Origin of the sequence: Sphingomonas ginkgonis (assembly GCF_003970925.1) — a bacterium.
Lineage (GTDB): Bacteria > Pseudomonadota > Alphaproteobacteria > Sphingomonadales > Sphingomonadaceae > Sphingomicrobium > Sphingomicrobium ginkgonis.
This window is the reverse complement of sequence record NZ_RWJF01000001.1, coordinates 1,507,489-1,532,715: the sequence shown is the minus strand read 5'-3', so window position 1 is coordinate 1,532,715 and position 25,227 is coordinate 1,507,489. Positions and strand designations below refer to the sequence as shown.

At 69.6% G+C, this 25,227-nt stretch carries 22 protein-coding genes; 12 read left to right on the top strand and 10 right to left on the bottom strand.

What is annotated here, in order from left to right:
- Positions 1 to 15 precede the first annotated feature (15 nt).
- The 4 genes from HMF7854_RS07430 to HMF7854_RS07415 are packed head-to-tail and all read right to left on the bottom strand — an operon-like array spanning position 16 to position 4,513.
- On the bottom strand, positions 16 to 1,431 hold the full coding sequence (locus HMF7854_RS07430) for a glycoside hydrolase family 47 protein (protein ID WP_126718516.1): 1,416 nt from the start codon (positions 1,429 to 1,431) through the stop codon (positions 16 to 18).
- Between the two features lie 38 nt (positions 1,432 to 1,469).
- A complete protein-coding gene (locus HMF7854_RS07425; protein ID WP_126718515.1) occupies positions 1,470 to 2,396 on the bottom strand; it encodes a VOC family protein in 927 nt (308 codons plus the stop codon).
- A gap of 12 nt (positions 2,397 to 2,408) precedes the next feature.
- Positions 2,409 to 3,305 carry a sugar phosphate isomerase/epimerase family protein gene (locus HMF7854_RS07420; RefSeq protein ID WP_126718514.1) on the bottom strand — a complete coding sequence of 299 codons (897 nt, stop codon included), beginning with the start codon at positions 3,303 to 3,305 and terminating at the stop codon, positions 2,409 to 2,411.
- Entirely contained in the window at positions 3,302 to 4,513 is a 1,212-nt protein-coding gene (locus tag HMF7854_RS07415; RefSeq protein WP_126718513.1) for an MFS transporter, read from the bottom strand. The genes HMF7854_RS07420 and HMF7854_RS07415 overlap by 4 nt, the downstream gene beginning before the upstream one ends.
- A gap of 191 nt (positions 4,514 to 4,704) precedes the next feature.
- Between HMF7854_RS07415 and HMF7854_RS07410 the strand changes: the two genes are divergently transcribed.
- Complete coding sequence (locus HMF7854_RS07410; RefSeq protein WP_239016884.1) at positions 4,705 to 7,197, top strand: glycoside hydrolase family 3 protein; 2,493 nt, start codon at positions 4,705 to 4,707, stop codon at positions 7,195 to 7,197.
- 10 nt (positions 7,198 to 7,207) lie between these two features.
- Here HMF7854_RS07410 and HMF7854_RS07405 read toward each other — a convergent pair whose 3' ends face one another.
- Genes HMF7854_RS07405 through ligK form a run of 3 tightly spaced genes read right to left on the bottom strand, consistent with a single transcriptional unit; the run spans position 7,208 to position 9,808 of the window.
- Complete coding sequence (locus HMF7854_RS07405) at positions 7,208 to 8,092, bottom strand: amidohydrolase family protein (RefSeq protein ID WP_126718512.1); 885 nt, start codon at positions 8,090 to 8,092, stop codon at positions 7,208 to 7,210.
- Positions 8,089 to 9,144 carry a 4-oxalomesaconate tautomerase gene (locus tag HMF7854_RS07400; RefSeq protein ID WP_126718511.1) on the bottom strand — a complete coding sequence of 352 codons (1,056 nt, stop codon included), beginning with the start codon at positions 9,142 to 9,144 and terminating at the stop codon, positions 8,089 to 8,091. The genes HMF7854_RS07405 and HMF7854_RS07400 overlap by 4 nt, the downstream gene beginning before the upstream one ends.
- Positions 9,137 to 9,808 (bottom strand): 4-carboxy-4-hydroxy-2-oxoadipate aldolase/oxaloacetate decarboxylase, encoded by a 672-nt coding sequence (gene ligK / locus HMF7854_RS07395; RefSeq protein ID WP_221766418.1) that lies wholly within the window; start codon positions 9,806 to 9,808, stop codon positions 9,137 to 9,139. Before ligK ends, HMF7854_RS07400 begins: the two co-directional genes overlap by 8 nt.
- Before the next feature lie 98 nt (positions 9,809 to 9,906).
- Between ligK and HMF7854_RS07390 the strand changes: the two genes are divergently transcribed.
- The 9 genes from HMF7854_RS07390 (at position 9,907) to HMF7854_RS07350 (ending at position 19,263) form a co-directional block, all read left to right on the top strand.
- Positions 9,907 to 11,106, top strand: coding sequence for a LysR family transcriptional regulator (locus tag HMF7854_RS07390; protein WP_126718509.1), 1,200 nt, complete (start codon positions 9,907 to 9,909; stop codon positions 11,104 to 11,106).
- A 55-nt stretch (positions 11,107 to 11,161) separates the two neighbouring features.
- Positions 11,162 to 12,025 (top strand): DUF1932 domain-containing protein, encoded by an 864-nt coding sequence (locus HMF7854_RS07385; protein WP_126718508.1) that lies wholly within the window; start codon positions 11,162 to 11,164, stop codon positions 12,023 to 12,025.
- Positions 12,022 to 13,041, top strand: a complete 1,020-nt coding sequence (locus HMF7854_RS07380; protein WP_126718507.1) for an amidohydrolase family protein — start codon at positions 12,022 to 12,024, stop codon at positions 13,039 to 13,041. Before HMF7854_RS07385 ends, HMF7854_RS07380 begins: the two co-directional genes overlap by 4 nt.
- Positions 13,038 to 14,069 carry an aromatic ring-hydroxylating oxygenase subunit alpha gene (locus HMF7854_RS07375; RefSeq protein ID WP_126718506.1) on the top strand — a complete coding sequence of 344 codons (1,032 nt, stop codon included), beginning with the start codon at positions 13,038 to 13,040 and terminating at the stop codon, positions 14,067 to 14,069. The genes HMF7854_RS07380 and HMF7854_RS07375 overlap by 4 nt, the downstream gene beginning before the upstream one ends.
- Positions 14,066 to 14,476 (top strand): protocatechuate 4,5-dioxygenase subunit alpha, encoded by a 411-nt coding sequence (gene ligA, locus HMF7854_RS07370; protein ID WP_126718505.1) that lies wholly within the window; start codon positions 14,066 to 14,068, stop codon positions 14,474 to 14,476. Before HMF7854_RS07375 ends, ligA begins: the two co-directional genes overlap by 4 nt.
- A complete protein-coding gene (locus HMF7854_RS07365; RefSeq protein WP_126718504.1) occupies positions 14,476 to 15,384 on the top strand; it encodes a class III extradiol dioxygenase subunit beta in 909 nt (302 codons plus the stop codon). The genes ligA and HMF7854_RS07365 overlap by 1 nt, the downstream gene beginning before the upstream one ends.
- Before the next feature lie 22 nt (positions 15,385 to 15,406).
- Positions 15,407 to 16,348: a Gfo/Idh/MocA family oxidoreductase gene (locus tag HMF7854_RS07360; RefSeq protein WP_126718503.1), complete on the top strand. Its 942-nt coding sequence runs from the start codon at positions 15,407 to 15,409 to the stop codon at positions 16,346 to 16,348.
- Positions 16,345 to 17,508, top strand: a complete 1,164-nt coding sequence (gene pobA / locus HMF7854_RS07355; protein WP_126718502.1) for a 4-hydroxybenzoate 3-monooxygenase — start codon at positions 16,345 to 16,347, stop codon at positions 17,506 to 17,508. The genes HMF7854_RS07360 and pobA overlap by 4 nt, the downstream gene beginning before the upstream one ends.
- Before the next feature lie 123 nt (positions 17,509 to 17,631).
- Positions 17,632 to 19,263: a GMC family oxidoreductase gene (locus tag HMF7854_RS07350; protein WP_126718501.1), complete on the top strand. Its 1,632-nt coding sequence runs from the start codon at positions 17,632 to 17,634 to the stop codon at positions 19,261 to 19,263.
- Here HMF7854_RS07350 and HMF7854_RS07345 read toward each other — a convergent pair.
- Genes HMF7854_RS07345 through HMF7854_RS07335 form a run of 3 tightly spaced genes read right to left on the bottom strand, consistent with a single transcriptional unit; the run spans position 19,260 to position 23,286 of the window.
- Entirely contained in the window at positions 19,260 to 21,614 is a 2,355-nt protein-coding gene (locus HMF7854_RS07345) for a glycoside hydrolase family 3 C-terminal domain-containing protein (protein WP_126718500.1), read from the bottom strand. The two genes, HMF7854_RS07350 and HMF7854_RS07345, sit on opposite strands and share 4 nt — an antisense overlap.
- Complete coding sequence (locus HMF7854_RS07340; protein WP_126718499.1) at positions 21,611 to 22,171, bottom strand: NADPH-dependent FMN reductase; 561 nt, start codon at positions 22,169 to 22,171, stop codon at positions 21,611 to 21,613. The genes HMF7854_RS07345 and HMF7854_RS07340 overlap by 4 nt, the downstream gene beginning before the upstream one ends.
- Positions 22,168 to 23,286, bottom strand: a complete 1,119-nt coding sequence (locus HMF7854_RS07335) for an LLM class flavin-dependent oxidoreductase (RefSeq protein ID WP_126718498.1) — start codon at positions 23,284 to 23,286, stop codon at positions 22,168 to 22,170. Before HMF7854_RS07335 ends, HMF7854_RS07340 begins: the two co-directional genes overlap by 4 nt.
- Positions 23,287 to 23,433: 147 nt before the next feature.
- Between HMF7854_RS07335 and HMF7854_RS07330 the strand changes: the two genes are divergently transcribed.
- Complete coding sequence (locus HMF7854_RS07330) at positions 23,434 to 24,084, top strand: TetR/AcrR family transcriptional regulator (RefSeq protein WP_185829200.1); 651 nt, start codon at positions 23,434 to 23,436, stop codon at positions 24,082 to 24,084.
- Between the two features lie 19 nt (positions 24,085 to 24,103).
- On the top strand, positions 24,104 to 25,216 hold the full coding sequence (locus HMF7854_RS07325; protein ID WP_126720118.1) for a Gfo/Idh/MocA family protein: 1,113 nt from the start codon (positions 24,104 to 24,106) through the stop codon (positions 25,214 to 25,216).
- Positions 25,217 to 25,227: the final 11 nt, after the last annotated feature.

Genomic DNA, 25,227 nt, shown 5'->3' with positions numbered 1-25,227 from the left:
CGCTGTCGATGCGGCTCAGCGGCCGTGACGAAAGCCCAGCAGCACATCGCCCTCGGTGCTGAGATAATTGCGCGAATAGTCGAAGCGCGGCGTGTCGCTGAACAGAAGATAGTAATATTTCATCTGCTCCGACCACCAGTAGCCCGGACAATGATCGGCCTGCCGCTTGGGGTCGCTCGTGATGTCGGCGAGGTCGGTATATCCGTAGCGCGCCTTGTTCCAGCGCCGCATCGCCGCGAAGTGCCGCCAGGCGATCTCGCGCCAGCGCGGCTGGCGATCGAGCAGCCAGAGGTTGAAAGCGGAGTCGGCCAGCTCGGGACGGAGCGCGTTGCCGACCGCGGTGGGCTTGCCGCTGGCATAGTCATAGCCTTCGGGCAGGACTCCGAACCGGTCCTGAAGCGCGCTCCAGCTCATCGTCAGCGCGGCGCCTTCGGCACAGTGGCCGCCCTGAGCGAGTAGTCCACCATAGAAGGAGGCGAGCTCGTCCTGCTCGGTGCTGACGACCTTTCCGGTTTCGAAGTCCACGTCGGCGATCCATAGCCGCCCGTCCTTCCAGACCTTCTGGTGCCTGAGGATTGCCGCGGTGCAGACCTCGTACATCCGCCGGCACTCGGCATCGCCGAACAACTGCCAGCTGTCCCACAGATATTCGTAGTAGCTGTCGGCGTAGGAGCCGACGGTGGCGCGGCGGTCGAGCCATTCGCCGGTTCGCGCGTCGATCTTGACCGCGAGCAGGTCGAGCCGCGAGCGCCGCTCGAACAGCCGGACCATCGCCCGGCGTGTGAAGTCGTGGTAACGGGGATCGCCTGTCAGCCGGCTCAGCGTTCCCCATTCTGGCAGGAAACTGCCGATCTCCGCCGGGTTGGTGGCAGGATCGCGGACCGCTCGCGTCTTCAGGTTGATGTAGCGATAGGGAAAGCCGGTCGGGGTGTCGAAGGCAGGCAGCAGCCGGTCGGCCAAGTCGCGGGCGAGCGCGAGCAGCGCGGGATCGCCCGAGGCATGGTGCGCGGAGAGCAGACCGCCGACGAGCCGTATCGAGGTCTCGAACACCGACACCTCACCGTCGACGGCGAAGTTCGCCTCTCGCTTCACCCAAGCGACACCGTCGGCGAAGCGGCTATCCAGGCCCATCACCCACAAGGTGTCGAGCGCCTCAATCAGGGTCAGGCCGAGATGGTGGTGCTTGAGCGGAAAGCTGGAGACGGCCCCGCTTACCGGCTTGATCTCGTCCTTGCCCCAGGCGTGCTCGCGATATTTGTCCCAGGCCCAGGCCATCTCGGACCGGACGTCGTCGCCAAGCGCCTTCCACCCGCCACCGCGGGGCACGGCGGCGTCGAGCGGGGCGGCGGCGGAGGCGGCGAGCGCGGCGGCGCTGCCCCGCAGCAGGTCGCGGCGGCCGAGCCGCCGGAGCGGACGGTTATCGGGGTTCATTCCCTGACCCTAGCCGATCGCGGCGGTGCCGCCAGCGGTCAGTGGGTCGGACTGTCGGCGGTAAAGGGCGAGCAGCAGGGCTTCATCACCGGCTGGAACTCCATCAGTTCGACCCGGGTGCCGTCGGGGTCGTAGAAATTGGCCTGCCACTTGCCGTCAAGCCCCATCTGCGGGCCGTCATGACGCGGGCTCAGCCGGTCGCCGCGGTACAAGGTGGTGACCGCCGCCTCCATGTTCGGCACGCCGAGCGAGAGATGGTTGAGCACGCCGAGCTGGTTGGCATCGACCTTCTCGAGCGGCACGTCGGAGCCCGGGCCGACCATCATATATTCCAGCCAGTCGTGCCCGTTGGGCGCCTGCTGGGAGACCCAGTCGACCTTGGACGCGTCGAACGCACCGTACCAGTAGGGCCGGAAGCCGAGCAGCCGGCGGTAGAAGCCGTCCTGCTTCGCCCGGTCGTGCACCGCATAGCCGACGTGGAAGATCCGACCGCTCAGCGCGCCCGGGACCGCCGCCTCGTCTCGGCTCGCCGGCTGGACGAATTGCACGGCATTGCCTTCCGGGTCCTTCGTCGCGAACCAGCGGTCGCCGCCGGCGCCGGTCTGCACCCCGCCCAGCCCCGCCATGCCGTTCGCGCCGAGCCAGCTGCGCAGGCCCGCGGCATCGTCGGTCGTGTAGGCCACATGGGCCAGGACGCTTGCGCCGAGCCCGGCGGGCGCGGGCAGCACTTCGACGAACTGCCGGCCGCTGAAGTAGAAGCGAACGCCCGCCGGATCTTCCGGGTCGGCCCCCTTACGGGCACCGAGCACATGGGTGTAGAACTGTTCCGACTTCGCCATGTCGCGGCTGTAGACCGCGAGGTGAGAGATGCCGGTGATCGCCGGGCGCGCCGCCGGCGTGGCCGAGGTGGCGGCGCCGGCGAGCGCGGTGACGGAGACAGCGAGCAAGGTCTTCCAGTTGAGCATGTCTTCTCTCGTTCAGAGGCGCTGGAGATAGTCGCGGCACTCGGCCAGCGAGGTCAGGATCGGGCGGAGGTGCGGCGGCTCCTGCTCGACGAAGGCATGGACGACGCCGGCGCGGCGGGCGGCGGCGAACACGGCGGGCCAGGCGATCACGTCATTCTGCCCGACCACGCCGGTGCCGAAGTCGGTGCCGTAGCGTCCGGCCGCGGGGCGATGCTTCAGCCCCTTGACGTGGAGCAGACGGATGCGGTCGCCATGCGAGCGGAGCAGCGCGACGGGGTCCATCCCCCCGGCGACCGCCCAGGCGACGTCCAGCTCAAGCTTGACCAGCTTCGGGTCCGTGCCCGCCATCAGCACGTCGAAGCCGCGCTGGCCGTCGTAGCGGGCGAACTCGATCGGATGGTTGTGGTAGCCGAGGCTCATCCCGGCGGCGCGCACCATCCGGCCGAGCTCGTTCAGCCGGGCGGCGTTCTCGCGCCAGGCCGGGAGGGTCATCGCCTCACGGATGGCCGGGATCCAGTCGCCCTTGCCGAGCGGCCGGTCGGGCCGCGGCGACGAGGCCACCAGCCACTGCACGCCCAGCGCCTTGGCGTCCGCGATATGCCCGGCGGCGTCTGTGAACAGGTCGGGCATGGAGTAATGCGCGCTGACGAGGCGCAGCCCAGCGCTATTCGCGGTAGTACGGAACTCGGCCGGCGAGCGGCCGTGCAGCCCCGCCGTCTCAACCTCGCGATAGCCGAGCTTGCCGAGCCCCGCGAGCGTGCCCGCGAAGTCGGCATCGAGTTCCGAGTTGACCGACCAGAGCTGGACCCCGAGCGGCCAAGGGTAGCCGCCCTTCGCCAGCGCCGTGCCGTGCCGCGCCGCGGCGAGGGCCGCCAGCCCGCCGAGCATTGTCCGTCGATCGATCGTCACGCCATGACCTCCACCTGTTCCTTCACGCGGCGCTCCCGAAACAGGAGTGCGAAGATGATCGCCACCACCGCCGCCAGCCCGGCCGGGACGGTCCAGATCGCGTTCCAGTCGTGGCCCGTGCCGTGGGTGCCGGCGACATAGACGGCATTGGCGATCAGGCTGCCGATCACCGAACCGACGCCCCAGGTCACCAGCGACAGGAAGCTTTGCGCGCGGTTGCGGGTCTCCGGCGGGAAGCGCTTGTCGACGTAGATCTGGCCGGCAACGAAGAAGAAGTCGAAGCACACCCCGTGCAGCGCGAGCGCGACGATCACCAGCGGCATGGTTGGGCCCGCCGCCGTGTAGCCGTGCGCGAACAGCAGGTAGCGCGCCGCCCAGCCGAGCATGCCGAGGATCAGCACGCCCTTGATCCCGACGGTGCGGAAGAACAGCGGAAGCGCGAGGAGGAAGAAGATCTCCGACACCTGCCCGATCGCCTGCACCGATGCGGCGGCGGGCACGCCAATCTCGACCAGATAGGGGTTGGCGTAAGCATAGTAGAAGCTGAGCGGCAGCATCAGCAGCAGCGAGCAGCCGATCAGCACCCAGAAGCTGCGGTCGCGCATCGTCCCGATCGCGTCGAGCCCGAGCAGGGTGGCGACGCTCGGCCGTGCCGCCTCGGCCCGCGGCGGGAGCGTCGGCAGGGTGAAGCTGTAGAGCCCGTAGCCGAGCGAGACGACGCCCGCGAGGCGGATCGGCAGCGCGGTGGCCTCGGCGTGAAGCCCGGCGCCGACGATCAGACCGGCGACGATCCAGCCGATCGTGCCCATCACCCGGATTGCGGGGAACTGCCGCTCGCTGTCGGTCAGCGCGTTAAAGGCGATGGTGTTGGAAAGCGCGATCGTCGGCATGTAGCAGCCGAGCACCAGCAGCGCGGCGAGGAACATGGCGGTCGGGTCGGTTCCGGCGAGCGGCAGGAGCAGCAGTGCGACGCCGCCGGCGACATGGAGCACGCCCATCACTTTCTCGGCCGCGAAGTGGCGGTCGGCGATGGCGCCGACGAACAGCGGCGCGGCAATCGCCGCCCAGCCCTGGGTCGAGAAGATGGTGCCGATGAAGGCGTCGAGCCCGTGATGCGAGAGATAGGTGCCGAACGGCACCCACCAGGCTCCCCAGACGAAATACTGGAGGAACATCATCGCCCCCAGCCGCGCGCGCACCGCCGTCATCCTCACTCCTCGTCCCACCCCGTGTGCGGATGGTAGCCGTCGCCGCGGGACATGCCCTTTTCGGGTCTGTTCGCCGCAACCTGTTAGCGTTAACACTGTGCTGGCCAGCCGCGGAGAAATCAACCACTCTCGTCCGCTCGGTTGATTAAGGTTCTTCCGTCCCGTTCGTCCGCTAGCCGAGGTCAGCTTCCTTGTCCCGATCCACCCGCCTGCTCGCCGCCCTCGCCCTCACCTGCTCGGCCGGAGCGCTCGCGCAGACCGCGCCGACCATCCACCCCGAACGCTGGCCGGTCGCGCACAGCCCGGTGCGGCAGGACCCCGCGATGGAGCGCCGCATCACTGCGATGCTCGCGCGCATGTCGGTCGAGGAAAAGGTCGGCCAGACGCTTCAGCCGGAGATGAAGTCGATCACACCGGAGGACGTCCGCACCTACCATATTGGATCGATCGAGAATGGCGGCGGATCGGTCCCGGGCGGCGACAAGCATGCGCCGGTCTCGGCCTGGCTGGCGAAGATCGACGGCTACTGGAAGGCCTCGGTCGATCCCGTCAACAAGGGCGTCCGCATCCCCATGATGTGGGCGTCGGACGCGGTCCACGGCCACAATAATGTCTATCGGGCGACTCTCTTCCCGCACAATATCGGGCTGGGCGCGGCTCGCGATCCCGATCTCGTACGGCGGATCGGCGGCGCAACCGCGATGGAGGTCCGCGCGCTCGGCATGGACTGGAGTTTCGCGCCGACGCTGGCGGTGGTGCAGGACGATCGCTGGGGCCGGACCTTCGAGAGCTATTCGGAAGACCCGGCGGTGGTCGCGCTTTACGCCAAGGCGATGGTCGAGGGACTGCAGGGCACCGGCAGCCGCTTCCTCGACAAGGACCATGTCATCTCCACCGCCAAGCATTTCCTCGGCGATGGCGGGACGGACGGCGGGCGCGACCAGGGCGACAACCGGGCGAGCGAGGAGGTTCTCCGAGACGTTCATGGCGCGGGCTACCCGGCCGCGGTCAACGGCGGCGTCCAGGCGGTGATGGCGAGCTTCTCCTCCTGGCAGGGCCTCAAGCTCCACGCCAGCAAGCCGCTGCTAACCGACGTGCTCAAGGACCGGATAGGGTTCGACGGGCTGGTGATCGGCGACTGGAACGCGCACGGCCAGGTGCCCCGCTGCACCAAAGGCGACTGCCCGACGACCTTCAACGCCGGGGTCGATGTCTTCAACGTGCCCGAGGACTGGAAGACGCTATATGCCAGCATGATCCGCGAAGTGCGCGACGGGACGATCCCGATGGCCCGGCTCGACGATGCGGTTCGGCGGGTGCTTCGGGTGAAGATGCGCGCAGGCGTGTTCGACGAAGGACTACCCTCCTCCCGTCCGCACGCCGGCGACGAGGCGCTGCTCGGCGCCCCCGCCCACCGCAAGATCGCGCGACAGGCCGTGCGCGAATCGCTGGTCCTGCTCAAGAACGATCGCCGCGTCCTCCCGATCGACCCGCGCGGTCACCGCATCCTCGTCGCCGGCGCGGGCGCGGACAGCATCACCAAGCAGACCGGCGGCTGGACCCTGTCGTGGCAGGGCAACGACAACACCAACGCCGATTTTCCCGGCGCGACCTCGATCTGGAGCGGCATCCGCGCCGCGGTCGAGGCGGACGGGGGAACCGCCGTGCTGAGCCCCGACGGCAGCTTCACCGGCCGCAAACCCGACGCCGCGATCGTCGTCTTCGGGGAGAACCCCTATGCCGAGTTCCAAGGCGACCAGGCCGACGTCGCGCTCCACACCGAGAATGCCGAGAGCCTCGCGCTGCTCAGGAAGCTGCGGGCTGCCGGCGTTCCGACGGTAGCGGTGCTGCTGTCGGGCCGGCCGCTCTACCTCAACCCGCAGATCAACGCCGCCGACGCCTTCGTCGCCGCTTGGCTGCCGGGCTCCGAAGGCGGAGGCGTGGCCGACGTGCTGCTCGCCAAGCCGGGCGGCGCACCGGCGCACGATTTTCGGGGCCGGCTGTCCTTCTCCTGGCCCAAGCGGCCCGACCAGACCCCGCTCAACAAGGGCCAGGCCGGCTACGACCCGCAGTTCGCCTTCGGCTATGGCCTCAGCTACGCGCAATCGGCACGGGTCGGCACCCTGCCGGAACCGATGGTGGCCGCCGAGACCGCCGCGCCCGGGGTGTTCCTCCGCGAGGGCACCGGAACCAACGGTTTCCGGCTGACGATCGGCGACGCTCAATCGCCGCACATCGCCGCCGTTGGAGCGCGCGTCGCGACCTATGGCAGCGAGGCGCTGACCCTGCGACGGGTCGACCGCCGCCGGCAGGAAGACGCTTGGGCAGCGACCTGGTCGGGGGCTGGGCCGGCATGGATCACGCTCGAACGCTCGGCTCCGATCGACCTGTCGCGCGAGGCGAACGGCGCGATGGTCCTCGCGCTGGAGGTGCGGGTGACCTCCCCGGCGCGCGGACCGGTGTCGCTGCTGGTCAACGACACCGCGCTGCCGGTTGGCGCCGAACTGTCGCGCGCCGGCGAGTGGCGCAGCATCCGGGTGCCGCTGCGCTGCTTCGGATCGGCGGCCGCCGACCTCGCCAAGGTCACTTCCATCCGCCTCCAGACCGCGGCGACGCTTGGGATGGAGCTGTCGGGGGTATCGCTGCAGGAGACCGCGGCGGGGGATCGCTGCCCGGCGCGCTGAGCGGGCGCAATCAGGCCGGCGGCAGCTCCTCGGGCCAGTAGAGCCGCATCGGATTGTCGACGAGCAGCTTGCGTTGCAGCTCTTCGGTAGGGGCAATCCGGGGTATCACGTCGACCAGCGTGCCGTCGTCGGGGATGCGGTGCTCCATGTTCGGGTGCGGCCAGTCCGTTCCCCACAGCACCCGCTCGGGGAAGCGCTCGACCACCGGGCGGATCACCGCGACGAAGTCGTCGAACGGCCGTCCCTGCGGCGACAGGCGCTCGGCACCCGACACCTTGGTCCATATCGCCGGATGCTCGTCGAGCAACCGGATGAAGCGCTGGGTTTCGGCGCCCTCGGGACCCTGCGCGATGTCGGGACGGCCCAGATGGTCGACCACCACGATGGTCGGGATCGCCTCGAGGAAGGGCACCAGTTCCTCGAGGATGTCCGCCTCGAAATAAACGACGACATGCCAGCCGAGCGGCGCGATGCGGCGGGCGATGTCGAGGAATTTGTCTTTGGGTGCATCGTCGACCAGCCGCTTCAGAAAGTTGAAGCGGACCCCGCGAATCCCGCCCGCGTGGAGCCGTTGCAGCTCCTCGTCGCCGATGTCGGGACTGACCACCGCGACCCCGCGCGCCTTGCCGTTCGACTTGGCGATGCCGGCAAGCGTCGCCGCATTGTCGGTGCCGTGGCAGCTCGCCTGGACGATCACGTTGCGGCTGAACCCGAGCCGGTCGCGCAGCGCGAACAGCATCTCGGGAGTCGCATCCTCCGGGTGATATTTGGCCTTGAGGCTGAACGGGAACTCCGCCTCGGGCCCGAAGACATGGACATGGGCGTCGACCGCGCCGGCGGGTGGGCGGAAGGCCGGGCGGCTCGGCTGGTCGACCCAGGTCTTGGTGCGAGTCATGCGAAAACCACTCCGTCCATGAGCTTGCGCGCGGTCCGCAGCATTCCGGCTTCGCGCGGCGCGCCCGTTTCGTCGATCGTCACCACGCATTCGGTCACGCCGCTCGGATGCTCGACGCCGAGCGTCTTGGTTGGCCCTTCCGGAACGACCGCCACCGCGGCGGCGGGCGAGCCCTCGACCAGGCAGGCGGTCGCCACGCTCACCGCCCCGAGCACACCGATCGAGGCATGGACCCGGTGCGGGATCAGCGAGCGGACCGCGATCGCCCCGCCCTCGCGCGGCGGGGCAACCAGCATCATCTTTGGGACCGACTTCTCGCTCACGTCGCCGAGATTCATCAGCGGTCCGGCCTTGAGGCGGATCGCCTCGACTCGGGCCTTCATCGCGTCATTGGCGTCGAGCGTTTCGCGGACCTCGTAGCCGCTCACCCCGACATCGCTCGCCAGCATGACGACGCAGGGCATGCCGTTGTCGATCAGCGTGCAGCGCACCCCCTCGATCGTGTCGAGCCCGCGGCCGGTCGGCAGCAGCGCGCCGCAGCTCGACCCCGCCGTGTCGCGGAACGCGAGCGGGATCGGCGCCGCGGTGCCGGGAACGCCGCTGATCGCCGCCTCGCCCGCATAGGTCACCCGGCCACCCGGCGTGCGCACCGTCGCCACCGCGACCTGGCCCGTGTTCTCCATGAAGATGGCGACGCGGGTCTCCTCGCCTGCCGGCTCGACCAGTCCGCGCTCGATCGCGAACGGGCCGACCCCCGCCAGCATGTTCCCGCAATTCTGGCTGCCGGTGACGATCGGCTGGTCGACGAACACCTGGAGGAAGAGATAGTCGACGTCGACGCCTTCGCGCTGCGACCGCCGGACCACCGCGACCTTGGAGGTCAGCGGGTCCGCCCCGCCCATCCCGTCGATCTGCCGCGGGTCGGGCGAGCCCATCGCGCGGAGCAGAAAGCGATCGCGCTCAGCCGTGTCCGACGGCAGGTCGTCGGCGAGGAAGAATGCGCCCTTGGACGTCCCCCCGCGCATCCACAGGCAGGGCACGCCGTCATTCATAGCGCAGACCCATCGCCTCCAGCTTGGAGCGCATGGCGTAGATGTCGAGCCCGAGTTCGCCCGCCGCGAGCCGGCGCCGCTTGTCCTCCTCCGCCCCTTCACGCGCCCGAGCCTTGTCGAGCACCGCGGCGGCATTGTCGCGCTTCACCACGCAAACGCCGTCATCATCGGCGACGACCACGTCACCCGGCTCGATCGCCGCGCCGGCGCAGACGATCGGCACGTTGACGCTGCCGAGCGTCGCCTTGACTGTACCCTGCGCGGAGACGCACCGCGACCAGACAGGGAAGCCCATCGCGGTCAGGTCACGCACGTCGCGCACGCCGGCGTCGATCACCAACCCGCGGCAGCCGCGAGCCATCGCGGACGTAGCCAGCAGGTCACCGAAATAGCCGTCTTCGCACGGGCTAGTCGGGGCAAGCACGAGGATGTCGCCGTCGCGCAGCTGCTCGACCGCGACATGCACCATCCAGTTGTCGCCCGGTGGAGCGGAAATGGTGACCGCCGAGCCGGCGATCCGCGCGCCGGCGTAGATTGGCCGCATCCGGCTGGCGAGGAGGCCGGTGCGCCCTTGCGCCTCGTGGACGGTGGCGACCCCGGCGGCGGCGAGCCCGTCGATGGTCGCGCGGTCCGCGCGCTCGATGTTCTGGACGACCCGGGCCATGATCCTACCTCCGCTGCCGGCGGCTAGGCAGGCGGTGGCCGCCGGCCCAATCCATAGTGAATGACGGCGATAAGAATTTGCGATAGTTGCTTGCTGCGATGCCAGCGCCGTTCGAGCTCAACCTGCGCCATCTCCGCTCGCTCTCGGCAGTCGTCGAGCAGGGCACGCTGAGCGCCGCGGCGGCGCGGGTAGGACTGTCGCAGCCGGCGCTGACCCAGGGCCTGTCCAAGCTCGAGCGGCAGCTCGGCGAGTTGCTGTTCGAGCGGCGGCCGGGCGGCCTGTCGCCCACCGCCGCGGGAACCGCGATGGCGGCGCGCGCGACCACGGCGTTCGTGCATCTTGCCGCGGGCTGCGGGCGGAGCAGCGGCCGCGGCTTCACCCGGCCCGAGCAGCTGATCACCGCGACCCAGCTCGACGCCTATCTGCGTGTGGCGGACGCGGGCGGCTTCAGCGGCGCGGCGCAGGCGAGCGGCCTGTCGCAGCCGGCACTGCACCGGGCAGTCCGCGATCTCGAGCAGGTGACCGGCCAGGCGCTGATCGAGCGGCGCGGCCGCGGCTCGTCGCTCACCCCGGCCGGGCGCCGCATGGCCCGCGGCGTCCGCCTCGCCGAGCGCGAGATCGCCGCCGGGATCGCCGAGCTGGCGCCCGACCCGCGCGGGGCGGGGCGGATCGTCATCGGCGCCATGCCGATGTCGCGCGCCCACCTGCTTCCGCGCGCGCTCGCCGCGTTCACCCGGGAGGCGCCCGGGGTGGCGATCGAGGTGGTCGAGGGTTCGTGGCGCGAGCTTGCCGACCCGCTGCTCGACGGCGTGCTCGACCTGATGCTCGGCGCGCTCCGCCCCGAGCCGCCCGCCGGGCTCGAACAGCAGCCGCTGTTCCGCGACCGGGTGTCGGTGATCGGGCGCGCCGGCCATCCGCTCGCCACTGTCTCGGAACCGACGCTCGACCAGCTCGCCGCCTTCCCCTGGATCAGCGGTTCGGCCCAGACCCCGCTCGCCGGCCAGTTCGCCGCGCTGTTCGGCGACCGCACGCCGCCGGCCCCGATCGCCTGCGGGTCGGTGATGGTCATCCGCGGCATGCTGCGCGAGACCAACCTCCTGACCCTCCTCTCGCCCGAGCAGGTCGCGCTCGAGATCGAGGCCGGCTGGCTCGCCACCATCGGGCCGCCGCTCGCCAACAGCGTCCGGACGATCGGGCTGACCACCCGCACCGCGTGGCGACCGCCGCTTGCCCAGGCGCGCCTGATCGAGCTTCTCCAGACCGTCGCCGGCGACATGGCTCTTCAGGAAAACGAATAGCGCGGCGGAGCTTCCGATTGGCGGTTTCGGGCATGCCGGGCGCAAGCCGCTGGCAATGGCATCAGCTGTCACCTTCATCGGCTTCGGCGAGGCCGGTCTGGCCTTCGCTGCGGCGGGCGCGCGCGGCTATGATCGCAAGCTCGACGATCCGTCCCTCCGCGCGGCCAAGCTTTCCGACTTCGACGCAGGCTACGTCACCGCCTGCGACAGCGCGAAGGCGGCGCTCGACGGCGCGCGCATGGTGCTCTCGCTGGTAACCGCCGACCAGGCGCTCCCCGCCGCCCGGAGCGCCGCCCCGCTGCTTGCGGCCGGCGCCTTGTGGCTGGACATGAACTCGGTCGCGCCGGGAACCAAGCAAGGTGCCGCGGCGGCGATCGGCCCCGTCGGCCGCTATGTCGACGTCGCGGTGATGGCGCCCGTCCACCCGCTCGGCCTGGCCGTCCCGCTGCTCGTCTCCGGTCCGCACGCCGAAGCGGGGGCCGAGGCACTTGCCACCGCCGGCTTCACCCATGTCCGCATCGTCGGCAGCCGAGTGGGCGACGCGTCCGCGATCAAGATGATCCGCTCGGTATTGGTCAAGGGGATGGAGGCGCTGTCGGCGGAATGCGCGCTGGCCGCCGAGGCCGCCGGGGTCCGCGCGGAGGTCATCGCCTCGCTCGAGGCCAGCTGGGCGGGCGCCGACTGGGAGCGGCGGTTCGACTATAATCTCGAGCGGATGATGGTGCATGGCGAGCGCCGCGCCGCGGAGATGCGCGAGGTGGTGCGCACCCTGGACGATCTCGGCACCGGAAGCGCGATGAGCCGGGCTACCGCGTGTCGCCAGCAGGACATTGGCGAGCGCCACCTAGTCGCGTCGGAGGGGCTCGCCGCCAAGCTCGCCGCCCTTCTGCCCGCGGCCCCGCTGGAGAGCGCCGCGTGATCATCGACTGCCATGGCCATTATACGACGGCCCCGAAGGCCCACAACGAATGGCGCGAGGCGCAGAAGTCGGCGTTCAAGGCCGGGGGGACCGCGCCGCCCTACCCCCGGATCAGCGACGACGAGATCCGCGAAAGCCTGGAGGCCAACCAGCTCCGCCTGCTTCGCGAGCGCGGCGCGGACATGACGATCTTCAGCCCGCGCGCCTCGGCGATGGCGCACCATGTCGGGGACGAGGCGATCTCGATCGCCTGGGCGCGCGCCAACAACGACCTGATCAGGCGCTGCGCCGACCTTTACCCGGATGTCTTCGCCCCCGTCTGCATGCTCCCGCAGAACCCGCAGGCGGACCTCACGGCCAGCGTTGCGGAGCTTCGCCGCTGCGTCGAGGAGCTTGGCTTCGTCGGCTGCAACCTCAACCCCGATCCGGGCGGCGGCCACTTCACCGCGCCGCCGCTGACCGACCGCTACTGGTACCCCGTCTACGAAGCGATGGTCGAGCTGGACGTGCCGGCGATGATCCACGTCTCGGGCAGCTGCAACCCGGGCCTTCACGCCACCGGCGCCTTCTATATCGCCGCCGACACCATCGCCTTCATGCAGCTGGTCGAGGGCGACCTGTTCGCCGACTTCCCGACCCTGCGCTTCATCATCCCGCACGGCGGCGGCGCGGTGCCCTATCACTGGGGCCGCTACCGCGGCCTTGCCGACATGCTCAAGCAGCCGCCGCTCGACCGCCATCTGATGAACAACGTCTTCTTCGACACCTGCGTCTACCACCAGCCCGGCATCGACCTGCTGGCGCGAGTGATCGAGACCAGGAATATCCTGTTTGGCTCTGAGATGGTCGGCGCGGTGCGCGGGATCGACCCGGAGACGGGGCATTACTTCGACGATACCAAGCGCTACGTCGACGCGCTCCCGATCAGCGCCGAGCAGCGCCACGCCATCTTCGAAGGCAACGCCCGCCGCGTCTTCCCGCGCCTCGACGCTCAGCTCAGGGCACGCGGCCGGTGAGCAGCTGGCTCACCAACCGCTGGTACGTCGCCGGCTGGGACTCGGAGATCGACTCCGCCCCGCTCGCGCGGACGATCTGCGGCGTGCCGATGCTCTTCTACCGCAAGCTCGACCGGACGCCGGTGGCGATGCGCGACGCCTGCCCGCACCGGTTGCTGCCGCTGTCGATGGGCCTGCGCGAGGGCGACTCCATCCGCTGCAAATATCATGGGCTGAAGATCGGTCCCGACGGCCGCGCGGAGGAGATGCCGCTGCGCACCGAGGCGGTCAACCGGTCGATCTGCGTCCCGACCTACCCGGTCGCCGAACGCCACCGCTTCGTCTGGATCTGGATCGGTAACGCCGCGCTTGCCGATCCCGCGCTGATCCCCGACCTGTGGCCCTGCTCGGCTCCGGGCTGGACGTTCGACGGCGGCACCTATCACGTCGCCTGCGACTACCGGCTGATGATCGACAATCTCATGGATCTCACCCACGAGACCTACGTCCATGCCGGCTCGATCGGCCAGCCCGAGATCCTCGACGCGCCGATCGAGACGCGGGTCGAGGGCGACGAGGTGCATGTCAGCCGCTGGATGCCGGGGATCGACGCGCCGCCCTTCTGGCGCACCGCGCTCAAGCAGCCGGGCCCGGTCGACCGCTGGCAGATCTGCCGCTTCCTGCTCCCCTCCGCGGTGATGATCGACGTCGGGGTGGCGCCGGTCGAGGCGGGCGCCACGCCCGACCGGCACGACCAGGGCGCGCGCGGCATGGTGATCGACTTCATGACCCCCGAGAGCGAGACCAGCCATCATTATTTCTGGGGCATGGCGCGCAACTTCGATGTCAACGATGCGGGCTTCACGGCGCGGATGAAGCGGCAGCAGGGCGGCGTCTTCGCCGAGGACAAGGTCATCCTTGAGGCGCAGCAGCGCTCGATCGAGACCAACCCCGGCCTCAGGCTGTCCGCCTACCGGATCGACGAGGGCGGGGTGCGCGCGCGCCAGCTGATCGCCCGCGCGCTCAGGGCGGAGGAGATGGCGGCATGACCGGCCCGCGCGACGTCGAGGCCTACCTCGCCGAGTTCGAGGACATTCCCGGCACCCGCGTGTTCACCGCGCGCCGCGCCCGGCAGGGCTACCACCTCAACCAGTTCGCGATGAGCCTGATGAAGCCGGAAAACCGCGAGCGCTTCAAGGCGGACGAGCAGGCCTATCTCGACGAATGGCCGATGAGCGAGGAGCAGAAGCAGGCCGTCCGCGACCGCGACTATAACCGGCTGCTCGACCTCGGCGGCAACATCTACTTCCTCGCCAAGGTCTTCTCCAGCGACGGACTGAGCTTCCTCCAGGCGGTCAGCACCATGACCGGGATGAGCGTCGAGGAATATCAGGCGATGATGCTCGCCGGCGGGCGCTCGCCTGAGGGCGTCCGCTCGAAGAAGGAGGAGCGCTGATGGCGCGGATCACCGCCGGGATCGGCTGCAGCCACATCCCCGTGCTCGGCTTCGCCTTTGACCATCGCCGCACCGAGGAGCCGATCTTCAAGCCGGCGTTCGACGGGTTCAGTTGGACCCGCGACTGGCTCAGGGAGAAGGCGACGCCCGACATCGTCATCCTCGTCTACAACGACCATGCCTCTGCCTTCGACATGAAGGTGATTCCTACGTTCGCGATCGGCTGCGGCGAGCGTTTCCTCCCCGCCGACGAGGGTTTCGGACCGCGCCCGGTCCCAACTGTCGAGGGCCATCCCGACCTCGCCTGGCATATCGCGCAGAGCCTGATCCTCGACGAGTTCGACATGACCATCATCAACGAGATGGAAGTCGACCACGGCCTCACCGTGCCCTTGTCGATGATGTTCGGCGCGGTCGAGCGCTGGCCGGTCAAGGTCATCCCGCTCGCAGTCAACGTCGTCACTTACCCGCCGCCCTCGGGCAATCGCTGCTGGGCGCTCGGCGAGGCGATCGCCCGCGCGGTCGAGAACTTCCCCGAGGACCTCGACGTGCAGGTTTGGGGCACCGGCGGGATGAGCCACCAGCTCCAGGGCCCGCGCGCCGGGCTGATCAACCCCGAGTGGGACAATCGCTTCCTCGACCGGCTCGCCGGCGACACGCAGGAGCTGCGGACCATCCCGCACATCGAATATCTGCGCGAGACCGGCTCGGAAGGGATCGAGATGGTCATGTGGCTGATCATGCGCGGCGCGCTAGGCCGCTCGACCCGCGCGCTCCACCGCCACTACCACGTCCCCGTCAGCAACACCGCGCTCGGGCATATCGTGCTGGAGCCGGTCGACGGCTCCGTCCCGCCGAGCGCAACGCTGGAGGGCAACGACCCCACGGCGCAGGCGCTCATCGCCTAGCCCGAACACTCAGGAGAATCCCATGCGCATCGCGCTCGCCGGCGCCGGCGCCTTTGGCGAAAAGCATCTCGACGGCTTGAAGAAGATCGATGGGGTCGAGGTCACCAGCCTCGTCGGCCGCCGTCTCGAGCCGACCCGCGCGGTCGCCGAGAAGTACGACATCGGCCATGTCGCCACCGACCTCGCCGAGAGCCTCGCGCGCGACGACGTCGACGCGGTGATTCTCTGCACCCCGACCCAGATGCACGCCGCCCAGGCGATCCAGTGCCTCGACGCAGGCAAGAATGTGCAGGTCGAGATCCCGCTCGCCGACAGTCTCGCCGACGCCGAAGCGGTGCTCGCGAAGCAACGCGAGACCGGGCTCGTCGCGATGGTCGGCCACACCCGCCGCTTCAACCCGAGCCACCAATATCTGCACCGCAAGTTCGCAGCGGGCGAAGCGGCGGTCCAGCAGATGGACGTCCAGACCTATTTCTTCCGCCGCCAGAACATGAACGCCAAGGGGGAGCCGCGGAGCTGGACCGACCATCTTCTCTGGCACCACGCCGCGCACACGGTCGACCTGTTCGCCTGGCAGGCCGGCCCAATCATCCAGGCCAACGCGATCGAGGGCCCGCTCCATCCCGAGCTCGGCATTGCGATGGACATGTCGATCCAGCTCAAGGCCGAGAGCGGCGCCCTCTGCACCCTCAGCCTGTCCTTCAACAACGACGGACCGCTCGGCACCTTCTTCCGCTACATCTGCGACACCGGAACCTGGATCGCGCGCTACGACGATCTAGTCACCGGGCGCGAGGAGCCGGTCGACCTCAGCGGCGTCGCCGTCTCTAACAACGGTATCGAGCTTCAGGACCGCGAGTTCGTCGCCGCGATCCGCGAGGGCCGCGAGCCCAACAGCTCGGTCGCGCAGGTGCTGCCCTGCTACCGCGTGCTCGACCGGCTCGAGCAGCAGCTCAAGGCGTGAGGCGGCAAGTCGTCATCGTCGGCGCCGGGCCGGCCGGGCTGCTGCTCGGCCACCAGTTGCGCGCCGCGGGGATCGACTGCCTGCTGCTCGAACGGCAGAGCCGCGCCCGGGTGGAGAGCCGCATCCGCGCCGGCGTGCTCGAGACGGTCACCACCGACCTCCTCGGGCGGCTCGGTCTCGACCGGCGGCTGAAGGCCGAGGGGATGGTCGAGGACGGGTTCAACCTCGCCACCGACGACCAGGTCATCCGCATCGACATCAAGCGCCTCACGGGCAGGAATGTTACCGTCTACGGGCAGACCGAGGTCACCCGCGACCTGATCGAGGCAGCGCCCGAGCGCGGCCTGGAGATCGTCTTCAAGGCGGCCGATGTCGCCATTCACGATGTCGAGGGCGACTCGCCGTTCGTGACCTGGAGCGAGGCCGGCGAGCCGCGTCGCGCCGACTGCCTGTTCGTCGCCGGCTGCGACGGCTTTCACGGCCCGTCGCGCAAGGCGATCGGCACGGGCGCCGAATATGAGCGCGCCTATCCGTTCGGCTGGCTCGGAATCCTCGCCGACGTCCCGCCCTGCCACCCCGAGCTCATCTACGCCAACACCGACGACGGCTTCGCGCTCGCCTCGATGCGGTCCCCGACGCGCAGCCGCTATTACATCCAGGTCCCGCTGACCGACCGGCTGGAGGACTGGCCGGAGGATCGGCTGTGGAACGAGCTCGAGCGCCGCTTCTCGCCGCTCGCCGACCGGCCGGTGGTGCGCGGGCCCGCGCTCGAAATTTCGATCGCCCCGCTCCGCTCCTACGTGTTCGAGACGATGCGCCGCGGTCGGCTGTTCCTCGCCGGCGACGCGGCGCACATCGTCCCCCCGACCGGCGCCAAGGGACTCAATCTCGCCAGCTCGGACGTCGTCTACCTCGCCGAGGCGCTCATCGCCGCGGTCCGCGACGGCGATCCAGCCAAGCTCGATCACTATCCCGCGCGCGCGCTGACGCGGATCTGGAAGGCGGAGCGCTTCAGCTGGTTCCTGACCAAGCTGATGCACCGCTTCCCCGAGGACGGCGCCTTCGAGCATCGGATGCAGAAGGCCGAACTCGACTATCTCGCCTCGTCCGAGGCAATGCAGACGGCGATTGCCGAGAATTACGTGGGTCTGCCGCTCTGATGCCCGGCTGATTGCCGGAAGACACTTTGCTTGCGCGTGCCGAGTTCCATTCGCGCGCGTCTCCCTCTCCGATCTCGACAGATCGGAATTGCCGTTCTAATCGAGGCAGGAGAGGAATCGCGGGTGCAGACCGACCAATTCGACTATGTGATCGTGGGTGCCGGCTCGGCCGGCTGCGTGCTGGCGCGGCGGCTGAGCGAGGATTCGGACAGTCGTGTCCTGCTGGTCGAAGCCGGCGGGCGGACCGATCACTGGTTCATCAAGATGGCGGCGGGCTTCATCCGCGTCGGGCAGAAGCCCGAGTTTTTCCACGAGTTCGCGGTCGAGCCGCATCTTGGCCGCTCGCCCGAGACGCACAAATACGGCCGCGGGCTGGGCGGCTCCTCGGCAGTCAACGGCATGTGGTATCTGCGCGGCATGCCGCGCGACTATGACGGGTGGCGCGAGCGCGGGCTGGCCGAGTGGAGCTGGGCCGAGATCGAGCGCAACTTCCGCTGGCTGGAAAGCTATCACGAGCCCGGCGCGGACCCGAGCCGCGGCCGCGACGGCCCGCTGCAGGTCACCCAATTGGTGATGAAGGACTCGCTGATCGAGCGGGTTGGCGAGGCCTGCCAGAGCCTCGGCGTGCCATGGCTCGACGACATCAATACACCCGGCCGGGCAGGCGTCGGGCGGACGCAGTTCACGGTCGACCGGCGCGGCGAGCGGGCATCGAGTTGGTCCGCTTTCATCGACCCGATCCGCAACCGCTCCAACCTGTCGATCGTCAGCGACACGCAGGTCGAGCGGCTGCTGTTCGACGGGACGCGCGCGACCGGGATCCTGTGCCGGCTGCCGGACGGGACGGAGCGGCGCTACGAGGCGCGCGGCGCGGTAATCGTCGCGGCGGGCGTCTACAACTCCCCTGCCCTGCTGCAACGCTCCGGGATCGGGCCGGGCGACCTGCTCGCCGGGCTCGGCATTCCGGTGGTAGCAGAACGGGCGGCGGTGGGCGCCCGCCTGGCCGACCACCAGATGCTGTCAATCAGCTTCGACCTCCACGAACATGGCGGCGACAATCGCGAGTTCGTGACCTGGCGGGTCTACCGCCACGCGCTGCAATATTTCCTCACCCGTACCGGACGCATGGCACGGGTCGGCATGCCGCTGACCATGCTCTACTCGACGCAGGGACAGCCGGACTGGCCCGACCTCCAGCTCGCCGCGGCACCCTTCGCGATGCGCTCGTCCAAGGAGATGAAGACCGAGGCGGGACGCGGGCCGATGACCGCGGCGCCGGGGATCACCTTCGCCGGGTTCGACCTCCGCCCGCATTCCCGCGGGTCGGTACGGATCGCCTCAAGCGACCCTGCGGCCGCGCCGCGCATCGATGCCGGCTGGTGGAGCGACGAGCGGGATCGCGACAAGTCGCTGCTCCTGCTGCGTACCTTGCGCCGGCTCGCCGCGGCCGAGCCGCTGCGCCGCCACGTCGGGCGCGAGCGAACCCCGGGCGCCGACTGCCAGAGCGACGAGCAGCTGATCGAGGAACTCAAGTGGATGATGAGCCCGGGCCTGCACGGAACCGGCACCTGCGCGATGGGCACCGACCCTTTGCTGTCGGTAGTCGACTCTCGCTGCCGGGTGCATGGCATCGACGGGCTGCGGGTGGTTGATGCGTCGATCATGCCGACGCCGGTCTCGGGCAACACCAACGGCCCGACGATGGCGGTTGCGGCGCGCGCCGCCGAGCTGATCCTCGCCGACGCTAAGGCCTAGGCGAGCGGCAGGTCGAGCCGGAACGGCGTGTCGACGGCCGAGCGGCCGACCAGCAGGGTCGCCCGTTTGCCCAGCAGCTGCCAACCGCCGTCCCAGATCATCATTCGCCGCCGCGCCAGCGGGATCGCGATGCGCTGCCGCTCGCCGGGAGCAAGATGGACTTTGGCGAAGCCGATCAGGGTGATTTCGGGCTCCGCCCGGTAGACCTGAACGACCTCGGAACCGGCATGCGCCGATACATTCTCGACGTCGAGCTCGACAACCCACCCCTCGGGGGTCGGCGCCACGGCCGCAGCGGCGATGGCGAAGCGGGCGTAGCCGAAGCCGGCGCCGAGCGCATGGCGCGGATGGGGCATGCCGCGATAGCCGATCCGCACGCCCTCGTCGTAGGCGAGATTCCCCGCGCCATTCGGTGTGGTGTCGAAGGCGGGATAATCCTCGTCGCGACGAGCGATCGTGACGGGCATCCGCCCGCCCGGCTCGCGGTCGCCCGCCACCACCGCGGCGAGCGCGGGCCCGAAGCCCTGCCCCGGATACCAGGCCAGAATCATCGCCGCCGCCTGCTCCTCCCAGCTCGTATCGAAGGCGTGGCCGACATTGGCGATGATCGCGGTGCGTGGGTTCGCGGCGCAGACCCGCTCGATCAGCCGCTGCTGCGGCGGATCGATGGCGGTATCGGCGCGGTCCTTGCTCTCGACCCCCGAGTCCGAGGTTTCGCCGATGACCAGAAGCACCGCGTCGGCCGAGCGGGCGGCCGCCACCGCGCGGGCGAGCATCGCTTCGGGCTCGTCGGGCTCGCGAATCCCGAACCACAGGCCCTGCGCCCGCGCCTTGCCGTAGCGGAACTCGACACGGATGCTGACCGGCCGTCCCGCCTCGAGCCTCACCGCGACGCCCTCGCTGTCACCGGCCTTGAGCACGCCCATGATGTCACCGGGCGCGATCTGCTGGTCGTGGCACAGCACCTCGCGCCCGTCGACCAGCAGCCGGACCGCGCCGGTGCCCCCGACCCGCAGGTCGTGTTCGCCGCTGCGTGTGGGGTTGAACAGGCCGCTCGCGCGGACCGCACCATCGCAATCCCAGGCGCCGAGCTCGTGCATCCCGGTAAACCAGGTCAGCGAGTTGGTGGCGCGGGTCTCGCTGGCGAGCGGCTCGCCGGAGAGCGCATGATCGGCAAAATAGTCGATCGTCATGCCGCGGGTACAGCCGTCGCCAAGGTCGCGCGCCGGAGTGACGTTCATCGGCGGCAGCCGCGGACTGGGATCGACGCCGGGCTCGTGGACGACCTCGGCGATTCCGGCAAAGCGGGCACGGAGTGCATCGAGCGGGTTCACCGCATAGGGGGTGAGCGCAATCCGAGCGAACGTCCCCCCTTGGAAGCAGGGCGATGTCGCGTTCGGGCCGATCACCGCAATCCGGCGCTCGCGACCGGGCACCAGCGGCAGCAGCCCGCCCTCGTTGCGCAAAAGGGTGAACCCCGCCGCCGCGGCTTCGACGAGCAGCGCCTCGGCGTCTGCCGGATCGATCGGCACCGCCTTGGCCGCGGACCACCGCACGGCAGTGCGCGCGACATGGCTGGCGGCCGCCGCGACCAGCGCGGGATCGGCATCGATCAGCCGGTCGCCCATGAAGCGGCCCGGTCCTGGCATTTCCAGTGAGAGGCCGGCCGCGAGGCTGTCGCTCGACATCGTGCCGAACCAGTCGCTGACCAGCAGCCCCTCGAACCGCCAGTCGGCGCGGACGATCTCGGACAGGATCGGCGCGTGCTCGGCGCAGTAGAGGCCGTTCACCCGGTTGTAGGCGGTGAGAAGGCCGGCGGCGCCTGCCTCGGCCGCCATTTCGAACGGCAGGAGGTAGACTTCGCGAAGCGGCCGCTCGCCGATCCGCACGTTCATGCTGTTGCGCTGAGTTTCGCTGTCGTTGCAGACCAGATGCTTGGCGACCGCGCCGGTGCCGGTCGACTGCATGCCCTGCAGCCACGCCACGCCGAGGCTCCCGGTGAGGAACGGATCTTCGGAGAACAGCTCGAAGCTGCGCCCGACCAGCGGGCTGCGCGGCAGGTTGAGGTTGGGAGCGAGGACCAGGTCTACGCTCATCCGCACCGCTTCGTGCCCGACCAGCGCGCCGACGCGGCGGACGAGATCGACATCCCACGACGCCCCGAGCGCGGTCGGACAGGGGGTGAGCAGCGCGACGTCGCGCTCGTCGACCCGGCCGCTGGCGATGCCCATCGGCCCGTCCGCCAGCCGGACCGAAGGGACGCCGGCATGCGGCACCGCGACGGTCTCCCACATGGCGGCGCCGGCGGTCAGCGCGGCCTGCTCCGCGTGGCTGAGGGCGGGATCGGTCATGGGCGAACGAAGCTCATCAGCTGGCGGGAGAGTTCCTCGACTCCGCCGCGGACGGCTTCATCGGCGAGCGCGCCGGCGGGATCGAACGGCTTCTGCGCGACCGTGTTGACGGTGAGGCCGAGCGGGGTCGGCCAGCCGCGCATCGCGTGGACGATCCCGCGCAGCGCGGCGAGTGTGACCCCGGTCGCCTGCCACCCGGCGGCGCACACGATCAGGCCGACCGGCCGCCCCTCGAAATAGGGGCGTTGATCGGCACGGAGATCCTCAAGCAAATCGATCGCGTTCTTGACCAGACCGGAGACCCCGCCGTGATAGCCGGGTGTTCCAATGACGATTCCGTCGGCGGCGCGGATCGCCTCGACGAAGTCGCGCTGGGCAGGGCTTCGCTCGGGCTGCTCGGGCGCGAAATGCGGGAGTGCGGCAAGCTCGGCGCCGGCGAACAGCCGAGTGCTTGCGCGGCCCCGCGCGCAGCGCTCGAGCACGGCGCGGATCAGCTGCTCGCCGGTCGAACCCTCGCGGGTGGTCCCGCCGAAACCGACGATGCGCGGCCCGCTCACGCCGGGACCGCGACGCGCTGCTCGGCGAAGCGCGGGATCACCTTCTCGCCCAGCAACCGCACCGTCTGGTTGGCAAGCCGCAGCCGCTCGTCGGTCAGCGGCCCGGTGGTGGTGCCACACAGGATGTTGCCGATGCCGAGCTCGGCATAGGGGCGGAGATGCTCGGCAACCGTGTCGGGGCTGCCGTAGAGGCACCAGGTGGCGATCCAGTCCTCGCTCAGCGCATCGGGCGTGCGATCGGTTTTGGTGTTGGCCGTATCCGACTCGGCGCGACGGTTGAAGGCCGCCTCCCGCTCGACCGCGTCCTGGTAGGCGCGCAGAATCGTCTCCAGCTCGGCGCGTGCCTGCTCGTCGCTCTCGGCGAGATGGACGCACTGGTAGGTATGGGTGGTCCAGGACAGAGCATCGGCGACCGTCGCCTCGGGGTGGCCGGCTGCCAGCAGCATGTCGCGGTAGGTGGTGAAGTACCGGGTCACATGCTTGAGCGGCTCGGTGCCGCCGATTTGCGGCGGGGTGAACGCCGGGATGAAGGCGGGCCAGCCATTCTCGGCGGCACGCCGGGCGCTCGCCTCCTTCATCGCTACCGGCATCAGCCGCGGCCGCCGCGAGTAGGGTGCGGGGGCGATCCGCTGCAGCACCCGGCCCTTGTAGTGGCCGGTATCGAACTCGACCGCCGGGTCGTCCATCTCCTTCGCCCACAGTCGGTCGGCGATGGCGAGGTTCTCCTCCGCCACCTTGGAGGCCTCGGTATAGTTGACGCCGAAGCCGATCATCTCCTCCGGCGTGGTGCCCGAGCCGATGCCGACGAGGATCTTCCCGTCGGTCAGCTGGTCGAGGATGTTGATCCGCTCGACGAACCGCACCGGGTGGTGCAGCGGGGTCGAGGTCACCGAGAATCCGAAGTGCATCTCCGGCAGCTTGGCCGCGAGCCAGGCCGCGAACATGTAGCTGTCCGAGGCGATCGGCATGTAGCCGTTGAAATGATGATCGGGGAGGAAGATCGCCGAGAAGCCGTTGCGCGCCGCCAGCGTGGCATGCGCCTCGAGGTTCTTGATGAGCGCGCGGTCCTCGACGGGAGACATGGAGCGCGCGTTCAGAAATTGCGAAAAGCGCATCTTACTCTCTCCTCGGCAGCCCATTAGCGGTTTACAGATCCGCGTGGCGGCTCCACTATGAATCTGAAAACTAGAATGGCTGTTCTGATTGTTTGGTAATGCAGGTGGCGGCCGTTCGTCAACCAGGGTCTCGACGGGACGATGAATGTGAAGGTCGATCTGGCGGCGCCGAGCCGCGAACCACTGCAGGGGCGCAGCCGCGCCTCGTTCGAGCGGATGGTGGATGCTGCGGCCAAGCTGCTGGTCGAGCGCGGTAACGACGAGTTTACCCTCGCCGACGTGAGTCGCGCGGGAAAGGTTTCGATCGGCTCCATCTACTGTCGGTTCGACAGCAAGGACGATCTCATCCGCGCGGTGCAGGTCCGGGCGCTGGCCGACATCGACTCGGACCAGGCCTCAGGGATCGCCCAAGCGGTATCCGAGGCCGGATCGCTCGTCGACCTGGTTGGGCGGCTTGTGGAATCCATCGCCGAGGTGCTGCGCAAGCACTCGGCGATCCTCCGCCCCTTCATGCTCCGCGCGACTACCGACGCGATCGTCGCTGGGGTCGGCAAGAAGAGCTATGCCGTCACCGAGCAGCAGTTCCACGAGGCGCTGCTCGCGCGGCGCGACGAGATCCGCCACCCCGACCCGGAGCGGGCGATCAATTCGCTGTTCCGGATCGTCTACGCCGCGGTCGCCCGCTATCTCGGCTTCGGCTCGTCGACCGACGCCGCCTGGGAAGGCGACTGGCGGGTCCTCAAGGAGGACCTCGCGGCGATGAGCAGCGCCTTCCTCCGCCACCCGCCGCGGGATTGAGCCGGTGGCGCGGCTACGGATGGGGATGGTCGGCGGCGGGCCGGGCGCCTTCATTGGGCCGATCCATTGCCTCGCTGCCGAGATGGACCGCGAGATCGAGCTGGTCGCCGGTGCCTTCAGCAGCGATGCCGGGCGCTCGCGCGCGGCGGGCGAGACCTACCGGATCGACCCGTCGCGCGCTTACCCCAGCCTTGAGGCGATGATCGAAGCGGAGTCGGCGCGGGCGGACGGGATCGAGTTCGTCGCGATCGTCACCCCCAACCATCTCCACCTTCCCGCGGCCCGCGCCGCTCTGGCGGCCGGGCTCCACGTCATGTCGGACAAACCGGCGACGGCGACCCTTGCCGAGGCGCGCGAGCTCAAGGCGGCGGTCGACACGTCCGGGCTGCACTACCGGCTCACCTACACCTACACCGGCTACCCGCTGGTCCGCCACGCGCGCGAGCTGATCGCGGGCGGCGAAATCGGCGCCGTCCGCAAGCTGGTCGTCGAATATCCGCAGGGCTGGCTTGCCCAGCCCATCGAGCAGGAGGGTTCCAAGCAGGCCGGGTGGCGGGTCGACCCGGCGCAGGCGGGGCTCGGCGGGTGCATCGGCGACATCGGCGTCCACGCCTTCAACCTGGCCGAGTTCGTGGCCGGGCAGCCGGTCACCGAGCTGCTTGCCGACCTCGCCGCAGTGGTGCCCGGCCGCCGGCTCGACGACGACTGCAGCGTGCTGCTGCGCTTCGCCAACGGCGCGCGCGGCGTGCTGCTGGCCTCGCAGATCAGCGTCGGCGAGCTGAACGGGCTGCGGATCCGGGTCTATGGCGAGCGCGGCGGGCTCGACTGGCGCCAGGAGGAGCCGAACAGCCTGACTCTGCACCGGCTCGACGGCGGTACCGAGCTGGTCCGCACCGGAACCGCCGCGGTCGGTCCGCTCGGAACCGCGGCCACCCGTACTCCCGGTGGCCACCCCGAGGGCTACCTCGAGGCATTCGCCAACCTCTACCGGGACTTCGCTGCGCTGCTCCGCGGCGAGGGAGAGGCCGCGCTGGTGCCGGGGATCGACCTCGGGCTGCGCTCGATGGCGTTCGTCGACACCGCCGTCGCCGCCAGCCGCGACGGAAGCGGCTGGGTTTCCCTCACCGTCTGACGAGGACGACC